Genomic DNA, 18572 nt, shown 5'->3' on the forward strand with positions numbered 1-18572 from the left:
AACCACCTGATCCCATCCCGAACTCAGCAGTGAAACGATGCATCGCCGATGGTAGTGTGGGGTTTCCCCATGTGAGAGTAGGTCATCGTCAAGATCAAATTCCGAAACCCCTGTCTGCTAACGCAGACAGGGGTTTTGTCGTTTCAGGGCCTAAGGATGACCACCGACACGCTTTGCGAGGTTTCCAGCAATGCAATGCTGGTTTTGGTGGTGATCTGGCTATGAGTGGCAGACGCAGCAGCCAGTGAATAACCTGCTTGATCACTGGTGCTGCTGCTCTGGCATGCCGTTCGGCGGGAATCCGACATTAATGCCATCCATTTCCCACACAACCCTAAGATTTTTCCGAAGCGTGCCGACAGACTGGTGAGACATGCGTGCACCAAAGTAGAGCGGCCATCAGAACGCTGCCTGCCAGCTATTGGACATTTGGAGCTACATGGAATGTTGCATCCCCGAACGCATACCCACTTTTGCATAAGAAGTCCCATGAAATGAATCTCAAGTTCAGCCATAAAATCCTGTTGGCCGCCTCGGGCGTCGTGGTCCTGGCTTTCGCTTTATTCACTCTCTATAACGACTATCTGCAGCGAAATACCATTCGCCAGAACCTCCAGTCCTCCGTGCAGCAGGCCGGCGATCTGACCGCCAGCAGCGTTCAGAACTGGATGAGCGGGCGGATACTGGTACTGGAAAACCTCGCGCAGAACGTTGCCCATCAGGGCAAGGAAGCCGACTTCCCGGGCCTGGTCGATCAACCGGCCTTCACCTCGAACTTCCAGTTCACCTACGTGGGCCAGTCTAACGGTGTGTTCACCCAGCGCCCTGACGCGAAGATGCCGGACGGTTACGACCCGCGTCAGCGCCCTTGGTACAAGCAAGCAGTCGTAGCCGACAAAACCATGCTGACGCCGCCGTACATGGCCGCCGTCGGCGGTCTTGTGGTGACCATTGCCATGCCGGTGAAAAAGAACGGCGAGCTGCTTGGCGTGGTCGGCGGTGACCTGAGCCTGGAAACCCTGGTGAAGATCATCAACTCGGTGGACTTTGGTGGCATCGGCCATGCGTTCCTGGTCAGCGGTGACGGCCAGGTGATCGTCAGCCCGGACAAAGATCAGGTGATGAAGAACCTGAAAGATATCTACCCGAACTCCAGCGTACGCATCGAGAAGGGTAATCAGAACGTGGTGCTCAACGGTCAGGAACGCATCCTGTCGTTTACCCCGGTCGTTGGTTTGCCAAATGCCGAGTGGTACATCGGTCTGTCGATCGATCGCGACAAGGCCTACGCCGCACTCAGCCAATTCCGTACCTCGGCGCTGATTGCCATGTTCGTGGCGGTGGCAGCGATTGCCGTTTTCCTGAGCCTTTTGATCACCGTGCTGATGCGCCCGCTGATCACCATGGGCCGCGCGATGCAGGACATCGCACAGGGCGAAGGCGATCTGACCCGTCGTCTGGCGGTCGAGAGCAAGGATGAATTCGGTGAACTGGGCAGCTCGTTCAACCAGTTCGTTGAACGGATTCACGCGTCGATTTCCGAAGTGTCTTCGGCGACCCGCCAGGTGCATGACCTGTCGCAACGCGTGATGGCCTCGTCCAACGCTTCCATTGTCGGTTCGGACGAGCAAAGTGCGCGCACCAACAGCGTCGCTGCCGCGATCAACGAACTGGGCGCCGCCACTCAGGAAATCGCCCGCAACGCCGCCGATGCTTCGCAGCACGCCAGCGGCGCGAGTGAGCAGGCCGATGACGGTCGTCAGGTGGTTGAGCAAACCATTCTGGCGATGACCGAGCTGTCGCAGAAGATCAGCCTGTCGTGTACGCAGATCGAAACCCTGAACGCCAGCACCGACAACATCGGCCACATCCTCGATGTGATCAAAGGTATTTCGCAGCAGACCAACCTGCTGGCGCTCAACGCCGCCATTGAAGCAGCGCGTGCCGGTGAAGCCGGGCGTGGTTTTGCGGTGGTGGCGGACGAGGTGCGTAACCTCGCCCACCGCACCCAGGAATCGGCGGAAGAGATCCACAAGATGATCACTTCGTTGCAGGTCGGTTCGCGTGAGGCGGTGAGCACCATGAACGCCAGTCAGGCGTCCAGCGAGCAGAGCGTTGAAGTGGCCAACCAGGCCGGTTTGCGCCTGGTCAGCGTGACCCAGCGCATCGGCGAAATCGATGGCATGAACCAGTCGGTAGCGGCCGCAACTGAAGAGCAGACGGCGGTGGTGGAAACCCTCAACGTCGACGTTAACCAGATCAACATGTTGAACCAGCAGAGCGTGGCCAACCTCAACGAGACGTTGAAGGATTGTGATGCGTTGTCGCAGCAGGCGAATCGTTTGAAGCAGTTGGTGGACAGCTTCAAGATCTGACCGCGTTATCGTTCATCGCGGGCAAGCCCGCTCCCACAGGTTTCTGCGGCGTACATGATTTTTGAGTACGACACAGACCTTGTGGGAGCTGGCTTGCCAGCGAAAGCGGAGTTCATCCACCGCTAAACTTAAGCCCTACACAAACAGCTTCAACACATTCCCCATCGCATCATCCGCAAACCCCTGCACAAAATCCTTGAACCCCGGCAACGCCTCCGCCCCTCCGCTGGCCGGCTCGGCAATGATCGTCCAGGTCGCCCGCGACTTCCCTTCACCCAGCGATTCCACATTCATCGCGGCCCACAGATTGGCCACGCCCAGCGTGTTGTAGATCGTCGTCCAGGTCATGCTCCGCGCCTGCTCGTCCCGGGAGTTGAGTTGTTCAACCACCACGTTGCCATCCTTGAAAAATTTCTTGCGCAGCGAGGACACGCCCTCACCGGTCATTTCGATGTGCGAGAGCGCCGGAATGAAACGCTCGAAACCGCCGAAGTTGCCGACCACCGCCCAGACCTGCGCCGCGTCCGTTGGCACTTCCACCGAAGAAACGACGTGGCAGCCGTGCGGGTTTTTGATCAGGGTGTCGGGTTGCAGAGTGCTCATGGTGTTGCTCCTTTTTGATGAACTAGATGAAGTTGATTTCTTTCAGGTAATCGCAGCCGCGCCGCAGCAGTGCCGGGGATTTTTTCGGGTAGTGCGCGCCCATCTGCTGCACGCCGGCTTGCGCGTTGGCGTGGCCGATCAGAGAGATGTCGCCGATGTCTTCTTCGAAGCCGTTGAGGTAGAAACCGAGCACGCCGAACAGCGCGTTGTCGGCGTCGACACGCCCCAGTTGTTGCTGCCAGTCGGCGACGCTGACCAGCGAGAACTCGCTGCCGGTGGCGCGGAACGAGGCGACGTAGGCGTCCCAACTCAGCGGCTCGGGGTTGTGCAGGTTGAACACCGCCCGTTGCGCCGAGTAACGGCTGGCGTGAAACGCGATGAAGCGGGCGAGAAAGTCCACTGGCATCAGGTCGAAATTCAGCGCGAAGGCTGGCATCTGGCCGAGCTGAATCGAGCCTTTGAGCATCAGCATCAAGCGATTTTTGTGCGGCTGGCAGACGCCGCTCAGACTGTTGAAACTGATGTTGCCGGGGCGATACAGATTGACCCGCACACCAAGCTTCCGCGCCCGTTCCAGGATGCGTTCGCCGACCCATTTCGACAGGTTGTAGCCATTGCGGATGTAGATCGGTGGCGTCGGCGCGGCAGGCAATTCCAGCACCCGGCCCGCGTCGTCGACCGTGCTTGAAGCCGACAGTGTCGAGACAAAGTTGAAGACCTTTTTGCTGCGCCCTTCGCACAGGCGCAGCAGCTCGAAAATCGGCTCGACGTTGTCCGCTGCCAGCGACTCGTAATCAAGCACGTGATTGACGTTGGCAGCGTTGTGCACCAGTGCGCCGAAGTCGCGATCCAGTCGCTGGAAATCGTCATCGACCAAACCCAGTTGCGGGCGCGAAATATCCGCCGCGTACACCCGCACCCGACTCAGATCCAGATGTTCCAGGCGGTTTTCGCGCAGTGCCTGAGCAAAGCGCTGCGCCGCCGTTTGCCCGCCACCGTCGCGCACCAGGCACGCCACTTCACTGGCGCCCCAACCGAGCAGCGCTTCGACGATGTGCACGCCGACAAAACTGTTGGCGCCGGTGACGATCACCTTGTGCACATCGCCCATGCGGCTGATTGGCAGCGGTTCGATATCCAACGCGCGCTCGGCGTCGGCCATGGCCTGGGCGCTGAGCACGGCGCTGTCATCGGTGCCGCGCACCAGTGTGGCCAGTTTGATGATGGTCGGCAGTTCGATGAAGCGATTGATCGAGATGCTGCGGCCGAACTCTTCACGCAAACGCAGCAACATCCGCGACAGCAGGATCGAGTGACCGCCGAGATTGAAGAAACTCTCGTCGGTGGAAATATCGCTGGTCGGCAGTTCCAGCAACTCCGCCCAGATCTCCAGCAGCAGCGCTTCGTCTTCATTGGTCGGCAGGCATTTCGGGCCGTCGCCCTGCACGCTCACCGGTAACGCCAGCAGCGCTTTGCGGTCGACCTTGCCGTTGCTGGCGAACGGCATGCTCGGCAGCTCAGTCCACGCCACCGGTTGCATGTAGTCCGGTAAAAACTGCTGGGCGTGGGCTTTCAATGCGTCGCGGGCAGCGCCCGTCTGCGGCTGGGTGAGGAACGCCAGAATCCGTCGCTGACTGTCGATTACCACCGCCACTTGCCGGAATAACTGGCTCTCGCGAAGGCAGCGTTCGATCTCCTCTGGCTCGACCCGAAAGCCACGGATCTTCACCTGATTGTCGCGTCGCCCGCACAGCTCGATGCCGTGCTCGCCCCACTTGGCCATGTCGCCACTGCGGTAGGCGCGCAACTGCTGGCCATCCGGCAGGTCGAGGGTCAGATAGCGCTCGGCGGTCTGCTGTGGATTATTCAGGTAACCGAGGCAGACACCGGGTCCGACGATGAACAATTCGCCGACGGTGTGCTCGGCCACCGGTTGCAGATCGTCATCGAGAATCAGCACCTGGCTGTTGGCGATCGGCGCACCGAGCGTGCGGTTGCTGTCGCCGGGTGTGAGCTGCCGCGCGGTGATCAGCACCGTGGCTTCAGTGGGGCCGTAGAGGTTATGCAGTTTGCCTTGGCGGGTCAGTTGCTCGATGACGAACGGCTCGCAGACATCGCCGCCGGTCATCACCTGTTGCACGCCTTGCAGTTGATCCAGCGGCAGGATGCTCAGCAGCGCCGGAGGCAGGAACGCGTGAGTCAGTTGTCGGCGGCGAATCAGCGCGATCAGTTGCAGCGGATCGCGCCGTTGCGTGTCGTCGGGCACCACCAGTTCGGCGCCTTCGAGCAAGGTCGGGAAAATGTCGATCAGCGACGAGTCAAAACTCAGCGAAGAAAACTGCAGTACCCGGCTTTTGGTATTGAGTTGCGTGTAGTCGGCGTACCACGCAGTGAAGTGCGCAAGGTTCGCCTGACTGAGCAACACACCCTTCGGATGCCCAGTGGTGCCCGAGGTGTAGAGCGCCATGCATGGCGCGTCGAGTTCGGGACGCTGGCGCATTAACGGCAGCGAAAGATCGGCGTCGGCGCTGTCGAAACGGCTGACATCCAGCCCCGGCATCGAATCGCTGAGCGGATGCAGACCGTCATGCAGCAACAGCAGCGCGCCGGCGTTTTGCAGAATGTATTGCTGGCGCTGCAACGGGTGGCTGGGTTCCAGCGGCAAGTACACCGCACCGCTGCCGAGAATCGCCAAAATCGAGGCGAACAGCGCAGGGCTTTTCGGCAGACAGATGCCTACCACCCAAGGCTGCGGATGCTGGTCGAGCAGGGGCTGCAAGCGCTGTTGAATCGCTTGGCTATGCGCATGCAACTGTCGATAGCTGATCGACTGCTCGGCGAGGTGCAGCGCCGGCCGATCGGCATGACGGATCAGGCTCTGTTGCAGACGCTCGATCAGCGGAATCTGCGCCTGTTCCAGCAGCGCCGCATTCACTGTGGCGTTAAGGCGATGAACGTAGGCCAGGCTGTCGAGAAACTGCAGGTTTTCCAGCCGCTCGAAATCCGGCGCCGTCACCGCAGCACCATGCCGAAAGTATTCCGGGTCGCGGGAGTAGCGGCTGACCAGCAATGACACTTCGTCCACCACGTGCATCAGCACCCTTTGTCGCAGAGCCTGACCGTTGCCGGACGGCTCATTGGCAATCGGCACGCGGCTGATCAGTGACGAGCCGAGAAAGCACAGCAGGTCGAGTGACGGCAAACCTGCACTGCTCTGCCCACCGATACCCAAACGCAGATGCAGGTGTGGGATGGCGCAGAAGTCGCCGGCCGCGATGAAGCCATCGTCAATGATCAAATCCACCGTCGATTTCGCCGCGCCGCTGCGATCCAGTGAGTGCCCCTGTTGTTCAAGTTCCTGCGCCAGCCCGGTCATGGCCTGGCTGGCGCCAATCAGTAAAATGTCGAGACGTTTCATGTTGGCCTCCTCAAACCAGGTAGTCGCGCAGGGCGTGCTGCACACACGGTGTTTCGAGCAGCGAGCTGTTGTGGAAAAACTTGATGATGTTGCCCACCAGCGGGTGATGGCGATTGATCGGGAAGGCGAGCCCGGTTATCTCGTCCCTCAGCGAAAGCCGCGTGACTTCGCTGACCGGCAGGGCATCGATCAGGCGTAAATCGAAGGATTTGTGGATGTCGTTGGTCAGGTAATGGCCGATGAACACCGGCAGGATTTTCGCGATGGCCGCACGATCCGCCTCGTTGGCGGTGTGCCAATAGATGCGCACCATCCGCGCCCAGAAACTGGAATGACGACCCTCGTCGAGCAAGTGGTCGGCCATCAGGCCTTTGATCGACGGCTTGACGGTGTCGTCGCGAGCGAACGCCGCCACGTCACCGGTCACGGTGTTCTCGGCGATGGCCACGCAGATCAGTTCCACGGCGCTGCGCAGATGTTCCGGCGACAGTGCGACAGCGGCGGGAATCGCCCGGCTCAGTTCGATTTCATCCGGCAACCGGATCGGCTCGATACCGGTCATCGCCACCGTTTGCTGCATGAAATCCATCGCTACCAGCGCGTGGTAATCCTCGTCGACCACCACGGTCATCGCGTCGTAACGGCAAGCGAAAGGGAAGGCCACGGCGAAGCGGTTCTTGGCGATGCTGCGCGCGGTCTTGTCGACGATTTCGGTCTCGAAAATCACCACGTCGTTGATGAACTTGTACAGCGTCTGCAACAAGACGAAATCACGTTGCTGCGGGCACTCACGCAGGAAGGTTTCGCTGAGCACCAGCGGTTGGCGACTGAGCGGATAGATCAGACGCTCGTCGTTTTCCAGCACGCGGCGCGGGCGCGTGCGGATGGTGGCGCGGCTTTCCCAGACATCGGCAAATGACTGATAGTCGGCGGCGTTCATTGGGCAACCCCCGCCAACCGCTCGCGCATGCTCACGCGCAGACCGTTCCACAGGGCGATGCGGCTTTCGACGGCGGCAATGGCGCTGGCCTATACCTCGGCCTCGCGTTGCGGATCGCCATCGACCAGACGTTCCAGCAATTTCTCCGCCGCCGGGCCGTGATCCTCGGAGTCGACTTCGATGTGCCGCTCCAGGTAATAGCGAAAGGTCGGCGCCTGTTCGATGCCGATGCCCCAGTCGTCGAGGATGCGCTGGAACATGGTCGGGATCACACTTTCGCGGCCATGCAAGAATGCGGCGGCAACGCTGTGCCCCGGCGCATGCAGGGCGGTGCGCAAGGTATCGCGGACAAATTGCGCGGCAGCCGGATCGACGTCGACACTTTGCAGCGCCACGTCATAACTCACGCCTTCCTTTTGCAGCGCGACGAAGCGTTCCACTGCCGTGGTGCTTGCTCCGACTTCGCGCATCGCGTCCAGATACAACTCGAAATGGCTGTAATGCCCGTGGCTCAGGCGGTCATCGGATTCTTCGCCGAGGACAATCTCGTTGATCAGGCGCGCAGCATGCGGATCACGCGGCGGCAGCCAGGGCAAACGGGTGCAGGTCAGTTCCTGTTGCAGGCGTTTGGTCAGTGACATGAAGTCCCACACCGCAAACACGTGGCTTTCCATGAACCGTCGCAAGACAGTCATTGAATCGATTTCGGCAAAGATCGGGTGAGCGCTGAGTTCAGACTTTTTCAGGGCGAGTTGGTGCTTTGTATTAGACATGACGGGGCTCTATCCTTGATGTGAAATGGACAATACTTTTCAACTGCGCAATCAGTGGAGCGTCGGCCTGTTATTCTTTTTGCGGGCGAGCAGCGACCTCATACAAGTCAATGAAGTTAAACTAACTGTATGTGTGGTACTGCACGGCGGTCAGGCTGAGTGTCGCCATATATTGGCCGTGCGGTAGGGCTGCGTCCGCCAAGAGAAAAGATCTCAAGCTCGGCGGAGGAAAACTAATACATCGCCAAACAACTTAACAAGTGTATTTTTGATTATTTTTAGTTGTGGTTTTTTAAGTATGAGAGTGTCTGATAAAACTCTTCGAATAAGTTTTATTGGGGCGAAGTTGCTCCTTTCGATCAATAAAGGCCAAAATCGAATAAACAGAGTGAATGCCTCACTCGAAGCAACTTTTTAATAATAAAAATGAAGTTGTTTGAGGGGATGAAAGGTGGCCTGGAACGGCGCCGATTCTTTCCTCTTCCCGTGACAAGGCTCCTTCCGTAGGTTCCTGTTGCGGGGACTGCGCCGGCGTTGCGGTGCGTCGCCCGTTCTTTATTGTGTTGGCCGTTCAAGACTGAGGGTAAATGGCCGCCACGGCTATTAACGATTCGTCACCGTCAGGGGGACATATTTCGGGCTTGATAGGCGCAGGGAGGTTAGAGCGAACAGGCTGATCCGCCACGGTGTTTGCGGCAGATAGACAAGGTGGATTTGTAAGCGGGTTATTCGCCGGGCCGGCAGGTGAGTCCAGTCCCGGCGTGAGGGGCTTAGCGTGCGGCTTTGCGGCTTTGCGCCGCAGGGCTGGCGAGAAAACGGGTAATGACGTCGACGCCACGGTTGAGATGCTGCTCAAGCAGCGCCACCGAGCGTTCGACATCACGCTCGATCACCGCTTGCAGCATGGCGCGGTGGTCGTCCTGAGACAGCTTGCCCAGGCCCATGGCTTCGAGGTTGAAGCGCAGGAAGCGTTCTTCTTCGTTGAGCCCGTCTTCGACCAGTCGCAATAGCCGCCGGTTGGGTGCCTTGCTGTACATCGCCATGTGGAACAAGCGGTTGAGCCGGCCGATTTCCGTGTAATCGTGCTGAGCCTCGAGCTCGTCGATATACCTGGCCGCCTGCTCGTGATCAGCCGTGGTCAGCAGCGGAATGGATTGGCGCATGGCTTCGGACTCGAGCAGAATCCGCAACTCGTAGGTTTGCGCAGCATCGCCCTGAATCAACGGTGCAACCACTGCGCCTTTATGCGCGGTCACACTCAGCAGCTCCTGCGCCTCGAGCTGACGCAAGGCTTCGCGCACGGGCATGCGGCTGACACCGAATAGGTCGGCCAGATCCTGCTGGCGCAGGGCGGTGCCGCAGGGCAAACGACCATCAAGGATGGCTGCGCGCAGGGTTTCTTCGATAATCGAGCGAGCCAAATGTGCAGGGATAGGCCCTTCGATTTTAATGCTCTGCAGCGGTTTGGGCTTCTGTGTCACGACTACGCACCCTGTATGTCGACTGAATTTGGATCCAAAGGACACTAGTGACTGCTCTACAGCTTGTCAAACCATGTAGAGGATCAGTGCCTGCAAATCAGTTTAGCGCGGTCACGATGATCTCATGGTGCCATTGTTTTTTACCGGGCTAAGCTTCAACATCAAACGCTTCCCTCCCTGCCCCCTGGAAACCTGCTGTGGCGGTACGCTTCGCGATCCCTCGGACGCTGCGCTGGCTAGGCTGCGCACTGTTGCTGGCCGGCGTCATGCTGGGCGGCCTGCATGCCGATTGGGATTTTTCCACGATCAGCCGCAAGGCCACGGCGCTCTACGGGCCACTGGGCGCCGGACAACAGCGGATTGATGCCTGGCAAAATCTTTTGGCCACGCAGAAGCAGGTCGGCGAAATGGAAAAGCTCAAAGTGGTGAACCTGTTCTTCAACAAACAGGTGCGCTACGTCGAAGACATCGACCTGTGGCGCGAGGTCGACTATTGGGAAACCCCGATCGAAGCACTGTGGAAGGGCGCCGGTGACTGCGAAGACTATGCGATCGCCAAGTATTTCAGCCTGCGTCATCTCGGGGTTTCCAGTGACAAGCTGCGTATCACTTACGTCAAGGCATTGCGCCAGAACCGCGCGCACATGGTGCTGACGTACTATGCCACTCCCGATGCCATGCCGCTGGTGCTCGACAGCCTGATCGATCCGATCCAGCCTGCATCCCAGCGTACCGATCTGCTGCCGGTCTACTCTTTCAATGCTGAAGGTCTGTATTTGCCAGGTGCCAAGGGCAACAAAAAAGTCGGCGACACCAAACGCCTGTCGCGCTGGCAGGATGTGCTGAAGAAAATGCAGGCCGAAGGTTTCGCGGTCGAAACGATTAACTAGGAGCACGCGCTCAGATGTCTTTGTTCAAACAGCTGTTGCTCGCTATCTGTCTGTTCCTGGTGGTCGCCTTCACCGGCAGCTTCATGGTCAGTCTGGAGAGCTCGCGCACCCAGTACGTCAACCAGTTGCGCTCGCACGCTCAGGACGCCGCCACGGCGCTGGCGTTGTCGCTGACGCCGAATATCGACGACCCGGCGATGGTCGAGCTGTTGGTCAGCTCGATTTTCGACAGCGGTTATTACGCGAGCATCCGTGTGGTCGATGTGAAGACTGATCAGACCATCGTCGAGCGCAATGGCACGCCGGAGGTGAGTAACGTGCCGGACTGGTTCGTCAAACTGATCGGGTTGGAGCCGGCCGGGGGCGACGCATTGGTCAGTCGCGGCTGGGAGCAGGCCGCGCGGGTCGAGGTGGTCAGCCATCCGATGTTTGCCGTGGCCAAACTGTGGCAGAGCGCATTGGGCAGCCTTGGCTGGCTGCTGATGTGTGGCGCGGTGAGTGCGGTGCTCGGCGCGCTGCTGCTGCGCCGGCAGTTGAGGCCGCTGGATTACATGGTCAAACAGTCCCACGCCATCGCCCGCCGCGAATTCCTTAGCCTGCCGGATCTGCCGCGTACCCCTGAATTGCGCCGTGTGGTGCAGGCGATGAACCAGATGGTCGAGAAGCTCAAGGCGCTGTTTCAGGAGCAGGCCGAGCGCAGCGAAAAACTGCGCGCCGAGTCTTACCAGGACAACCTCACGGGGCTGGCCAACCGCCGTTATTTCGAGATGCAGTTGAACAATCGGGTGAGCAACCCGGAGCAGGCCAGTTCCGGTTATCTGCTGCTGTTACGGGTCAAGGATCTGGCCGGGCTTAACCAGCGTCTGGGTGGTCAGCGCACCGATGAATTGTTGAAAGCGGTCGGCGAGCAACTGTCGCGCGAATGCGCCAAGTACCCGGAAACCCAGAATCTCGTCACGCGTATTCGTGGCGGTGAGTTTGCCGTGCTGGCGCCGGGACTGGTGCGTGAGGAAGCGCTGCAACTGGCGCAGAACCTCGACAACGCCCTGAGCAGCTTGCACGCGACCGGCGCAACTGACATGGCGGCGGTGGCCTCTATCGGTCTTGCACCGTTCGTTCACGGCGATTCACCACAAGCGGTGCTCAGTCTCGGCGATCAGGCATTGGCACAAGCTGAAGGGCAGGGCGAGCAGAACTGGGCGTGTATCGATCAGAGCCTGAACGCCGATGTTGGCGACGATCACCATGCCTGGCATCGCTTGCTTGATCAGGCGTTGAGTCAGCAGCGCTTCGAGTTGTATTTTCAGCCGGTGGTGGCCACGCATGACACGCAACTGGTGCTGCATTACAAAGTGCTTTCGCGCTTGCTCGACGAGCAGGGCAAGACAATCCCGGCTGGCCGCTTCTTGCCGTGGCTGGAGCGCTTCGGCTGGACCGCGCGGCTCGATCGCTTGATGCTTGAGCGTGTGCTGGAGCAGATGAAAAAGCATGAGGATTCGTTGGCGCTGAACCTGTCCTCGGCGACTTTGGCCGACCCACAGGCATTGAACAAAATCTTCGAAATCTTACGTGCGCATTCCAACCTCGGCCCACGCCTGACCCTTGAGATCGGCGAGGAGCAATTGCCGGAACAAGTGGTGCTGGAGCAATTGACCCGGCGTCTGCGTGAATTGGGTTTCTCCCTGAGCCTGCAACGTTTTGGTGGACGCTTCAGCATGATCGGCAACCTGGCGCGGTTAGGGCTGGCGTACTTGAAGATCGATGGCAGCTACATTCGGGCGATTGATCAGGAGAGCGACAAGCGCCTGTTCATCGAAGCGATCCAGCGTGCGGCGCATAGCATTGATCTGCCGCTGATTGCCGAGCGGGTCGAGACTGAAGGGGAGTTGTCGGTGATTCGCGAGATGGGGCTGTATGGGGTTCAGGGGCAGTTGTTGGGTGAGCCCAAGCCTTGGCGGTGAGTCAACGAATTGCCCTCACCCTAGCCCTCTCCCAGAGGGAGAGGGGACTGACCGTAGGATATTGGAGAGCTACGCCGACTTGAACGAGTTGCTCTGAATCCATAATCGAAGGTCCGCGGACGATTGGCAGTGGATCCATAATGGAAGCACCAACTGACTAATCGATAATCGACTCGGTCTTTCAGGTCGATGCATGGCGACAGACAACTCGGTCAGCCCCCTCTCCCTTCGGGAGAGGGCTGGGGTGAGGGTAGGCTTTTGATCTGCAATTGCAGACAGATCAGATCAATCCGCCCTCATCCTCATCAATCAACTGACTCAACCCACCCAACGCTTCCCGCGCCTGGGTCCGGTCCATCAACTTGGCCTGGGCCGCTTCCGGCAGGTCAGTGACGCGGATCACGCCTTTGCGGGTCAGCACCTGAATCAGGTCGTCGAGTACCCGAATCATCTCAAAGTCGCTCTGCTTGAGCTGTTTGAGGCTGTTTTCCACGGCTTCGTTGGCGTACCACGCCTGGATGTCATGGTGGTCGGCCGGCAGTGTTTCCGTGGCCTCGGCGTAGGCCGCAGCTTCCACGCGAATCAACTGACCTTGCGCATCGCGTTGCACGTAAAACATTGGGCATCCCTCAGATATGAACCAGCGTCATGCTGTCAGCAGCATAGCCAACTGCGCACGAGTATGCGGTGCGGCGATCCAATCGTCACCGCTGCGGTCATCACAAACTTGACGGCCGCCCCAAGAGGGCGACCGATTTGTTCACGGATCAGCTGTTGTTGTGGTCGACTTTGATGGTCGGGTCGCTGCCGGCAATCAGGTTGTGAATGTTGGCGCTCGACCAGTTGTTGCCTTCCAGTTTGATCGTCACGTCCGGTGTTGCCGCCGCAGCGTCGCCCGAGTTGAACTTGCCCGCCGAGCTGACTTGCAGCGACGACGTGCCATCGACCGTGGTGATCTTCAGGAAGTTATCGATGGTGCTGCCGGTTTCGCCCTGCAACAGATCACGCAGGTCGATACGGTCACCTTCGCTGGCCTTGAAGTCCTTGATCACATCATTGCCTGTATCACCCGACTTCCAGACGAAGGTGTCGGCACCGGAACCACCGATCAGGATGTCATTGCCCTGACCGCCGATCAGCGTGTCGTTGCCGGTGCCGCCCAGCAGAATGTCATTGCCTTTTCCGCCGTCGAGCACGTCATTGCCGCCCGCGCCGAACAGGATGTCATTGCCCGCGCCGCCCAACAGGGTGTCGTTGCCGTCATGCGCGCCAGACACATCGAACGCCTGATAGTGCTCGGTGATGTACTGATGCACATTGCTGGTGCTGACTTTGCTGACCTCGACACCGGTTTCCTTGGCTACGAACGCCTGCATCGCCTGATAACCCTCGCCGGCAATGCCGTTGAAGCTGACCAGATCGCCGAACAGGATGTCGTTGCCGGCGCCACCGTTGACGGTGTCGGAACCCGGTAGCGTCGCTTCGGTGTGGCCGATGATCGAGTTGGCCAGGTTCTTCGGATCGATGTTGGTCTGCGGCGTTTTGTCCGAATCGTACGGTTTCAGGTCATTGAGGCTGACGCCGCTGTTGAGGCCGATGGCCTCGACGCTCGACAGGCCGCTGAGCAACGCGAAGCTGCTGGTCGAGTTATTGGTGGTGTACCAGTCGGTGCTGCTACCGGTACCCGCCAGCCCCGAGAACTCGTAGGTACCGTCGCCTTGGGCGTGCAGCGTGCCGAAGTTCTGGTACGACCAGTTGCTGCCCGATTTGGTCCAGACCGTCACAGAGCCCGCCGCACTGATCTCGATCTGGTGCGTGCTGTCCGGATAGAGGCTGACTGCCGTGCCCAACTTGTAGTTGGTGGTGGTGATCAGGCTATCGAGGGTTTTGTTGCCGTACAGGTACGGGTTGCTCGACTCGCCGGTCTGGTAGTAGGTCGGCTGGCCATCGGTGATGAAGTAAGTGAGGTTCTTCGCCCCGGTGTTGGCCACCGCATCAGCGCTCTGGAAGAAGTTCGCCGTGGTTTTGAACACGTCCTCGTAGTTAGTGCCGCCGCTGGACGTCATCGAATCCAGCACTGCCTTGAGCTTGGTCAGCGCGTTCGGATCATTGAGATTCACCGACACCGACTTGTTCACCTGGGTATCGAAGTCCACCAGGAAAATATTCACCGTGCCCGAGTTGCTACCGCCCAGGCTCTGCTTGAGGGTGTTGAACACCGAGGTCAGCGAGTCCTTGGCTGCGTTGAGCGACGAAGTGCTCATGCTGCCGGAGCTGTCGACCATGAACGCGATGTTGTAGTTGGTGCCCGGCACCACGGTCAGGCCGCCGATGTCGGCGACTATGATGTCGTTGCCATCGGTACCGACGACATTATCGTCAGCCGAAGTGGCGGTAATGGCGTTGTAGACCGCCGGCACCACGGTGACCGGAATGGTCGCGGTGCTGCTGGCCGAACCGCCCACGGCTTCGGTGGAGGTCGACGTCACGGTCAGGTTGAACTGGCCGTTGTAGTAGGTCGGCGGGGTCACAGTAAGGCTGCCGAGGTTCCAGCCGGTGACGTTTGCCTCGCCATTGCTCGCGGTGACCGTGAAGCTATGGCCCGCGCCGTCGCTCAGTACCGAGCCGACCGGTGCGCCGCTGATCTTCACGCTCAGGGTTTCCGAGCCGTCGGTGTCGGTCAGCGCGGTGCTGACCGCCGACAGTTTCACCGTGGTGCCCTCGGCGCCGGTGTTGAGCTTGTAGCCGTCGTAATAACCTTCGCCATTGGTGCCGTGCAGATCGGAGACGGTCACACCGGCATTCACCAGATCCTGTACGCCGGTGTAGATCGGCACGCCAGCGCTGTTCAGGTCGATCGGCGTGCTGCCGTTGACCGACAGGTTGACGTCGTAGCTGCCCGGGCCGCTCTGGTTGTGGTGGTAGATGTCCAGGGTGTAGTAGCCGCTGGTGGTCGGGGTGAACGAACCGTTGATCACGCCACCGCCGCCCCAGGTACCCGAGGCCACGTTTTTGCCGCCGATAGTAATCAGCAGACTGTCATCGGCGATACCGCTGAAGCTGTAGGTCTTGCCGGCTTCGAGATAGATCAGGCCGGATGTTTTCGATGCCGTCCCCGCAGCCACGCTGCCGTCGGACTGCACGTTAGTCACGTTGCCTTTGGAGTTCGGGGTGCCGGCGGCGTCGATGACATTTTTCAATGTGGTCGAATCTGCGCCGTTGCCGTTGGTGCCCAGACCCGACAGGCCGGTCCAGACTTCCTTGATCAGCCCGGTGGACCTCACGCTGTTATCGGCAACGCCCACGGTCGGGGCATCCGCCACTGGCGTGATGTCTATCTTCACGGTGCCGGTATTGCCCAGCAATTGACCGTCGGTTGGCTGGAATTTGATCTGCGCGTAATCAGCCTGTTTGTTGCCAATGCCGGTGCCGCCGTAACCGTTCACACCCGATTCGTTGGCATCCGGCATGAAGCGCAGCTTGCCAGCGTCGATGTCAGTCTTGCTGAAGGTCTGGTTGTTGGCGACGTCTTTCCAGGTCGAACCGTCCAGATACTGCAGTTTGCCTTCGCCTGGCAGCTGGGTGATTTTCACCCCGAGGCTGCTGGCCGGGCTGTCGACGTCGGTCACGCCGAAGGTCGACCAGCCCAGGATCAGCGAGGTGTCTTCGGTGCCGGTGACGTTGATCGGTGCTGCAACCGGCGCATCGTTGACTGGCAGCACGTTGACCGTGGTGGTCGCGGTGTTGGAGTAGTTGCTGCCATCCGTCACGGTCACGGTGATGATTCGCGGCACGGTGCTCGGATCTTCACTGTTGTTGGTGAAGCTGATGTTCTTGATTGCCTGCATGTAATCGGCGAGCGTCGCGTTGCCCGACAGGGTCAGCGTGACGGTGCCGTTGGTGCTGTTGGCATTGATGGTAATGCCGTTGACGCTGTTACCCAGATTCAGCGCATCGCCATCCTGACGGTTGGTCAGCACGACGGTGGCGCCGGTCAGCATGGTGCTGTCCGGGTCGGTGATCTTCAGATCGGTGTCGGCAATCGACACACCAGCGCCCGGGGTGTTTTCGGTGAACGTCACCTTGTAGTCGGCCCCGGTGGCGCCGCTGGAGTTGTTGCCGTCCAGATCGATGACCGGTGGCGCATCGTTGTCGATGATCGACGTGCTGACGCTGCCATTGGTGGTGCTGACCGCCAGATTCTCGAAATTACCGCCGGTGGCCGAGTCGATCTTGACCACGAAGTTCTCGGTGCCTTCGGTGATCTTGTCATCGAGGGTCGCGACGTTGAACTGCGCGCTGCTGGCTCCGGCCGGGATCTTCACGGTGTAAACGCCGGTGAAGTCCGAACCGTCAGCAGCGGTGCCGCTGTAGACGATTTTCAGGGTCACTTCGGTTTGTGCCGGGTGGGTCAGGCTGACCGTGTAGCTGGCGGTCTGGCCTTCGGTCACCGAGGTGCTGCCGGTGATGCTGACTTGGGTGGTGTCGACGGTATCGGTGACGCTGGTTACGGCTGGTGTATTGCTGGTTACCAGGTTTTCGAAGCCGCCGCCGCTGGTGCCGGTGATGGTTGCCTGCACGGTGCCGGCGTCTTTGTAGACATCATCAGCCGGAGCAGGAATGGTCACGGTGCCGGTGGTTTTGCCCGCTTCGATAGTGATCACCGAGCCGTTGCTCAGGGTCACGCTCACTGGCGAGCCAGCAACGTTGGTCAGTGTGGCGGTGTAGATGATCGAGCCACCCTCAGCCACAGAACTGGTGGCGCTGAGCGACAGGTTTGTTGTGTCGACGGTGTCGGTCACGGTGGTGCTGACCGGGGTTTTGTCGGCTACGAGGTTCTCGTAGTTGCCGCCGGTTACGTTGGTAATCGAGTTGGTCAGCGGGGTGTGACCGGTCAGCGCATCGTTTGGCGCGGTGGTGGTCACGGTGCCGCTTGTCTGGCCGACGCCGATGGTGATGGTTTGACCGTTGGCCAAACTCACGACCACAGGCGAACCGGTCACGACTGCACCGACGGTGGCGGTGTAGACGACGTTGCCGCCCTCAGCCGCTGTACCGGTGGCGGTCAGTTTGACGGTCGAAGTATCGATGGTGTCGGTAACGCTGGTCACGGCTGGTGTCGTGCTTGGGACCAGGTTTTCGAAGTTGCCACCGGCGGCGTTGGTGATCGTTGCCTGCACGGTGCCGGCGTCTTTGTAGACGTCGTCGGCTGGCGCAGGAACAGTTACGGTGCCGGTAGTTTTGCCTGCTTCGATAGTGATCACCGAGCCGTTGCTCAGGGTCACGGTCACTGGCGAGCCAGCGGCGTTGGTCAGTGTGGCAGTGTAAGTAATTGAACCACCCTCGGCGACCGAGTTGGTAGCGCTCAAGGACAGATTGGTGGTGTCAGCGACATCAGTCACGGTGGTCGAAACCGGCGTCTTGTCGGCCACGAGGTCTTCGTAGTTGCCGCCGGAAACGCCTGTGATCGAGTTGGTCAGCGGCGCATTGCCGGCCAGCGCATCGTTCGGCGCGGCAGCGGTCACGGTGCCGGTGGTCTGGCCAACAGCGATGGTGATGTTCTGACCGTTGGCCAAGGTCACGACAACCGGGGAGCCAGTCACTGGCGCACCAACGGTGGCGGTGTAAGTGACGGTGCCGCCTTCAGCGACCGAAGTATCGGCGGTCAGTTTGACGGTCGAGGTGTCGACGGTGTCGGTGACGTCGGTAACGGCTGGAACGGTGCTTGGCACCAGATTCTCGAAGTTGCCGCCGGTAGCCGTGGAAATGGTCGCTTCGACTTTCCCTGCATCTTTGTAAACGTCATCGGTTGGCGCTGGAACAGTAACGGTGCCAGTAGTTTTACCAGCATCGATGGTGATCACGGCGCCGTTCGACAGGGTCACGGTAACCGGCGAGCCAGCGGCGTTAGTCAGGGTTGCGGTGTAGGTGATCTGGCCACCTTCGGCCACAGTGCCGGTCGCGGTCAGCGACAGATTGGTGGTGTCAGCGACATCAATCACGGTGGTCGAAACCGGAGTCTTGTCGGCCACGAGATCTTCGTAGTTGCCGCCGGAAACGCCTGTGATCGAGTTGGTCAGCGGCGCATTGCCGGCCAGCGCATCGTTCGGCGCGGCAGCGGTCACGGTGCC

9 protein-coding genes, 1 rRNA gene and 3 pseudogenes are annotated in these 18572 nt (G+C 59.8%); 5 read left to right on the plus strand and 8 right to left on the minus strand.

Annotated elements, in window-relative coordinates; all coding sequences use genetic code 11:
* Window positions 1-94 (plus strand): 5S ribosomal RNA (gene rrf / locus ACIQVE_RS27020); the annotation flags it as partial.
* A 49-nt stretch (window positions 95-143) separates the two neighbouring features.
* Here the strand turns inward: rrf and ACIQVE_RS27025 are convergent.
* The gene (locus ACIQVE_RS27025) at window positions 144-308 is read right to left on the minus strand and encodes a hypothetical protein (RefSeq protein WP_402814478.1); all 165 of its coding nucleotides are present in this window, start codon (window positions 306-308) and stop codon (window positions 144-146) included.
* A 186-nt stretch (window positions 309-494) separates the two neighbouring features.
* On the opposite strand from ACIQVE_RS27025, the pseudogene ACIQVE_RS27030 reads away from it, so the two are divergent.
* Window positions 495-1520, plus strand: a pseudogene (locus ACIQVE_RS27030) (cache domain-containing protein); the annotation flags it as partial.
* 69 nt (window positions 1521-1589) lie between these two features.
* Window positions 1590-2375: a methyl-accepting chemotaxis protein gene (locus ACIQVE_RS27035; protein WP_371262348.1), complete on the plus strand. Its 786-nt coding sequence runs from the start codon at window positions 1590-1592 to the stop codon at window positions 2373-2375.
* Between the two features lie 135 nt (window positions 2376-2510).
* Here the strand turns inward: ACIQVE_RS27035 and ACIQVE_RS27040 are convergent, their stop codons facing one another.
* From ACIQVE_RS27040 to ACIQVE_RS27060, 5 genes and pseudogenes are all read right to left on the minus strand, one after another.
* A complete protein-coding gene (locus ACIQVE_RS27040) occupies window positions 2511-2978 on the minus strand; it encodes an SRPBCC family protein (RefSeq protein ID WP_402814459.1) in 468 nt (155 codons plus the stop codon).
* 22 nt (window positions 2979-3000) lie between these two features.
* Window positions 3001-6396, minus strand: coding sequence for an amino acid adenylation domain-containing protein (locus ACIQVE_RS27045; protein WP_402814462.1), 3396 nt, complete (start codon window positions 6394-6396; stop codon window positions 3001-3003).
* A gap of 10 nt (window positions 6397-6406) precedes the next feature.
* Window positions 6407-7336, minus strand: a complete 930-nt coding sequence (locus ACIQVE_RS27050; protein WP_402814465.1) for a diiron oxygenase — start codon at window positions 7334-7336, stop codon at window positions 6407-6409.
* Window positions 7333-8109: pseudogene (locus ACIQVE_RS27055) on the minus strand (DUF3050 domain-containing protein). The gene ACIQVE_RS27050 and the pseudogene ACIQVE_RS27055 overlap by 4 nt, the downstream one beginning before the upstream one ends.
* A 770-nt stretch (window positions 8110-8879) precedes the next feature.
* Window positions 8880-9590: a GntR family transcriptional regulator gene (locus ACIQVE_RS27060; protein WP_402814467.1), complete on the minus strand. Its 711-nt coding sequence runs from the start codon at window positions 9588-9590 to the stop codon at window positions 8880-8882.
* Window positions 9591-9787: 197 nt separating this feature from the next.
* On the opposite strand from ACIQVE_RS27060, the gene lapG reads away from it, so the two are divergent.
* A complete protein-coding gene (lapG, locus tag ACIQVE_RS27065) occupies window positions 9788-10480 on the plus strand; it encodes a cysteine protease LapG (protein WP_402814470.1) in 693 nt (230 codons plus the stop codon).
* 14 nt (window positions 10481-10494) lie between these two features.
* Window positions 10495-12441, plus strand: coding sequence for a cyclic di-GMP receptor LapD (gene lapD, locus ACIQVE_RS27070; protein WP_402814473.1), 1947 nt, complete (start codon window positions 10495-10497; stop codon window positions 12439-12441).
* A gap of 280 nt (window positions 12442-12721) precedes the next feature.
* Here the strand turns inward: lapD and ACIQVE_RS27075 are convergent, their stop codons facing one another.
* Both ACIQVE_RS27075 and ACIQVE_RS27080 read right to left on the minus strand, forming a co-directional pair.
* Window positions 12722-13060 carry a tryptophan synthase subunit beta gene (locus ACIQVE_RS27075; RefSeq protein ID WP_402814475.1) on the minus strand — a complete coding sequence of 113 codons (339 nt, stop codon included), beginning with the start codon at window positions 13058-13060 and terminating at the stop codon, window positions 12722-12724.
* 148 nt (window positions 13061-13208) lie between these two features.
* Window positions 13209-18572: pseudogene (locus tag ACIQVE_RS27080) on the minus strand (LapA family giant adhesin); the annotation flags it as partial.

Origin of the sequence: Pseudomonas sp. NPDC098747 (assembly GCF_044760045.1) — a bacterium.
Taxonomy (GTDB): Bacteria; Pseudomonadota; Gammaproteobacteria; order Pseudomonadales; family Pseudomonadaceae; genus Aquipseudomonas.

Excerpts from the sequence above, each read along its gene's own strand:
- ACIQVE_RS27025 (WP_402814478.1), bottom strand. The coding sequence starts at position 308 with ATGTCGGATTCCCGCCGAACGGCATGCCAGAGCAGCAGCACCAGTGAT.
- ACIQVE_RS27035 (WP_371262348.1), top strand. The coding sequence starts at position 1,590 with ATGGCCTCGTCCAACGCTTCCATTGTCGGTTCGGACGAGCAAAGTGCG.
- ACIQVE_RS27040 (WP_402814459.1), bottom strand. The coding sequence starts at position 2,978 with ATGAGCACTCTGCAACCCGACACCCTGATCAAAAACCCGCACGGCTGC.
- ACIQVE_RS27045 (WP_402814462.1), bottom strand. The coding sequence starts at position 6,396 with ATGAAACGTCTCGACATTTTACTGATTGGCGCCAGCCAGGCCATGACC.
- ACIQVE_RS27050 (WP_402814465.1), bottom strand. The coding sequence starts at position 7,336 with ATGAACGCCGCCGACTATCAGTCATTTGCCGATGTCTGGGAAAGCCGC.
- lapD (WP_402814473.1), top strand. The coding sequence starts at position 10,495 with ATGTCTTTGTTCAAACAGCTGTTGCTCGCTATCTGTCTGTTCCTGGTG.
- ACIQVE_RS27075 (WP_402814475.1), bottom strand. The coding sequence starts at position 13,060 with ATGTTTTACGTGCAACGCGATGCGCAAGGTCAGTTGATTCGCGTGGAA.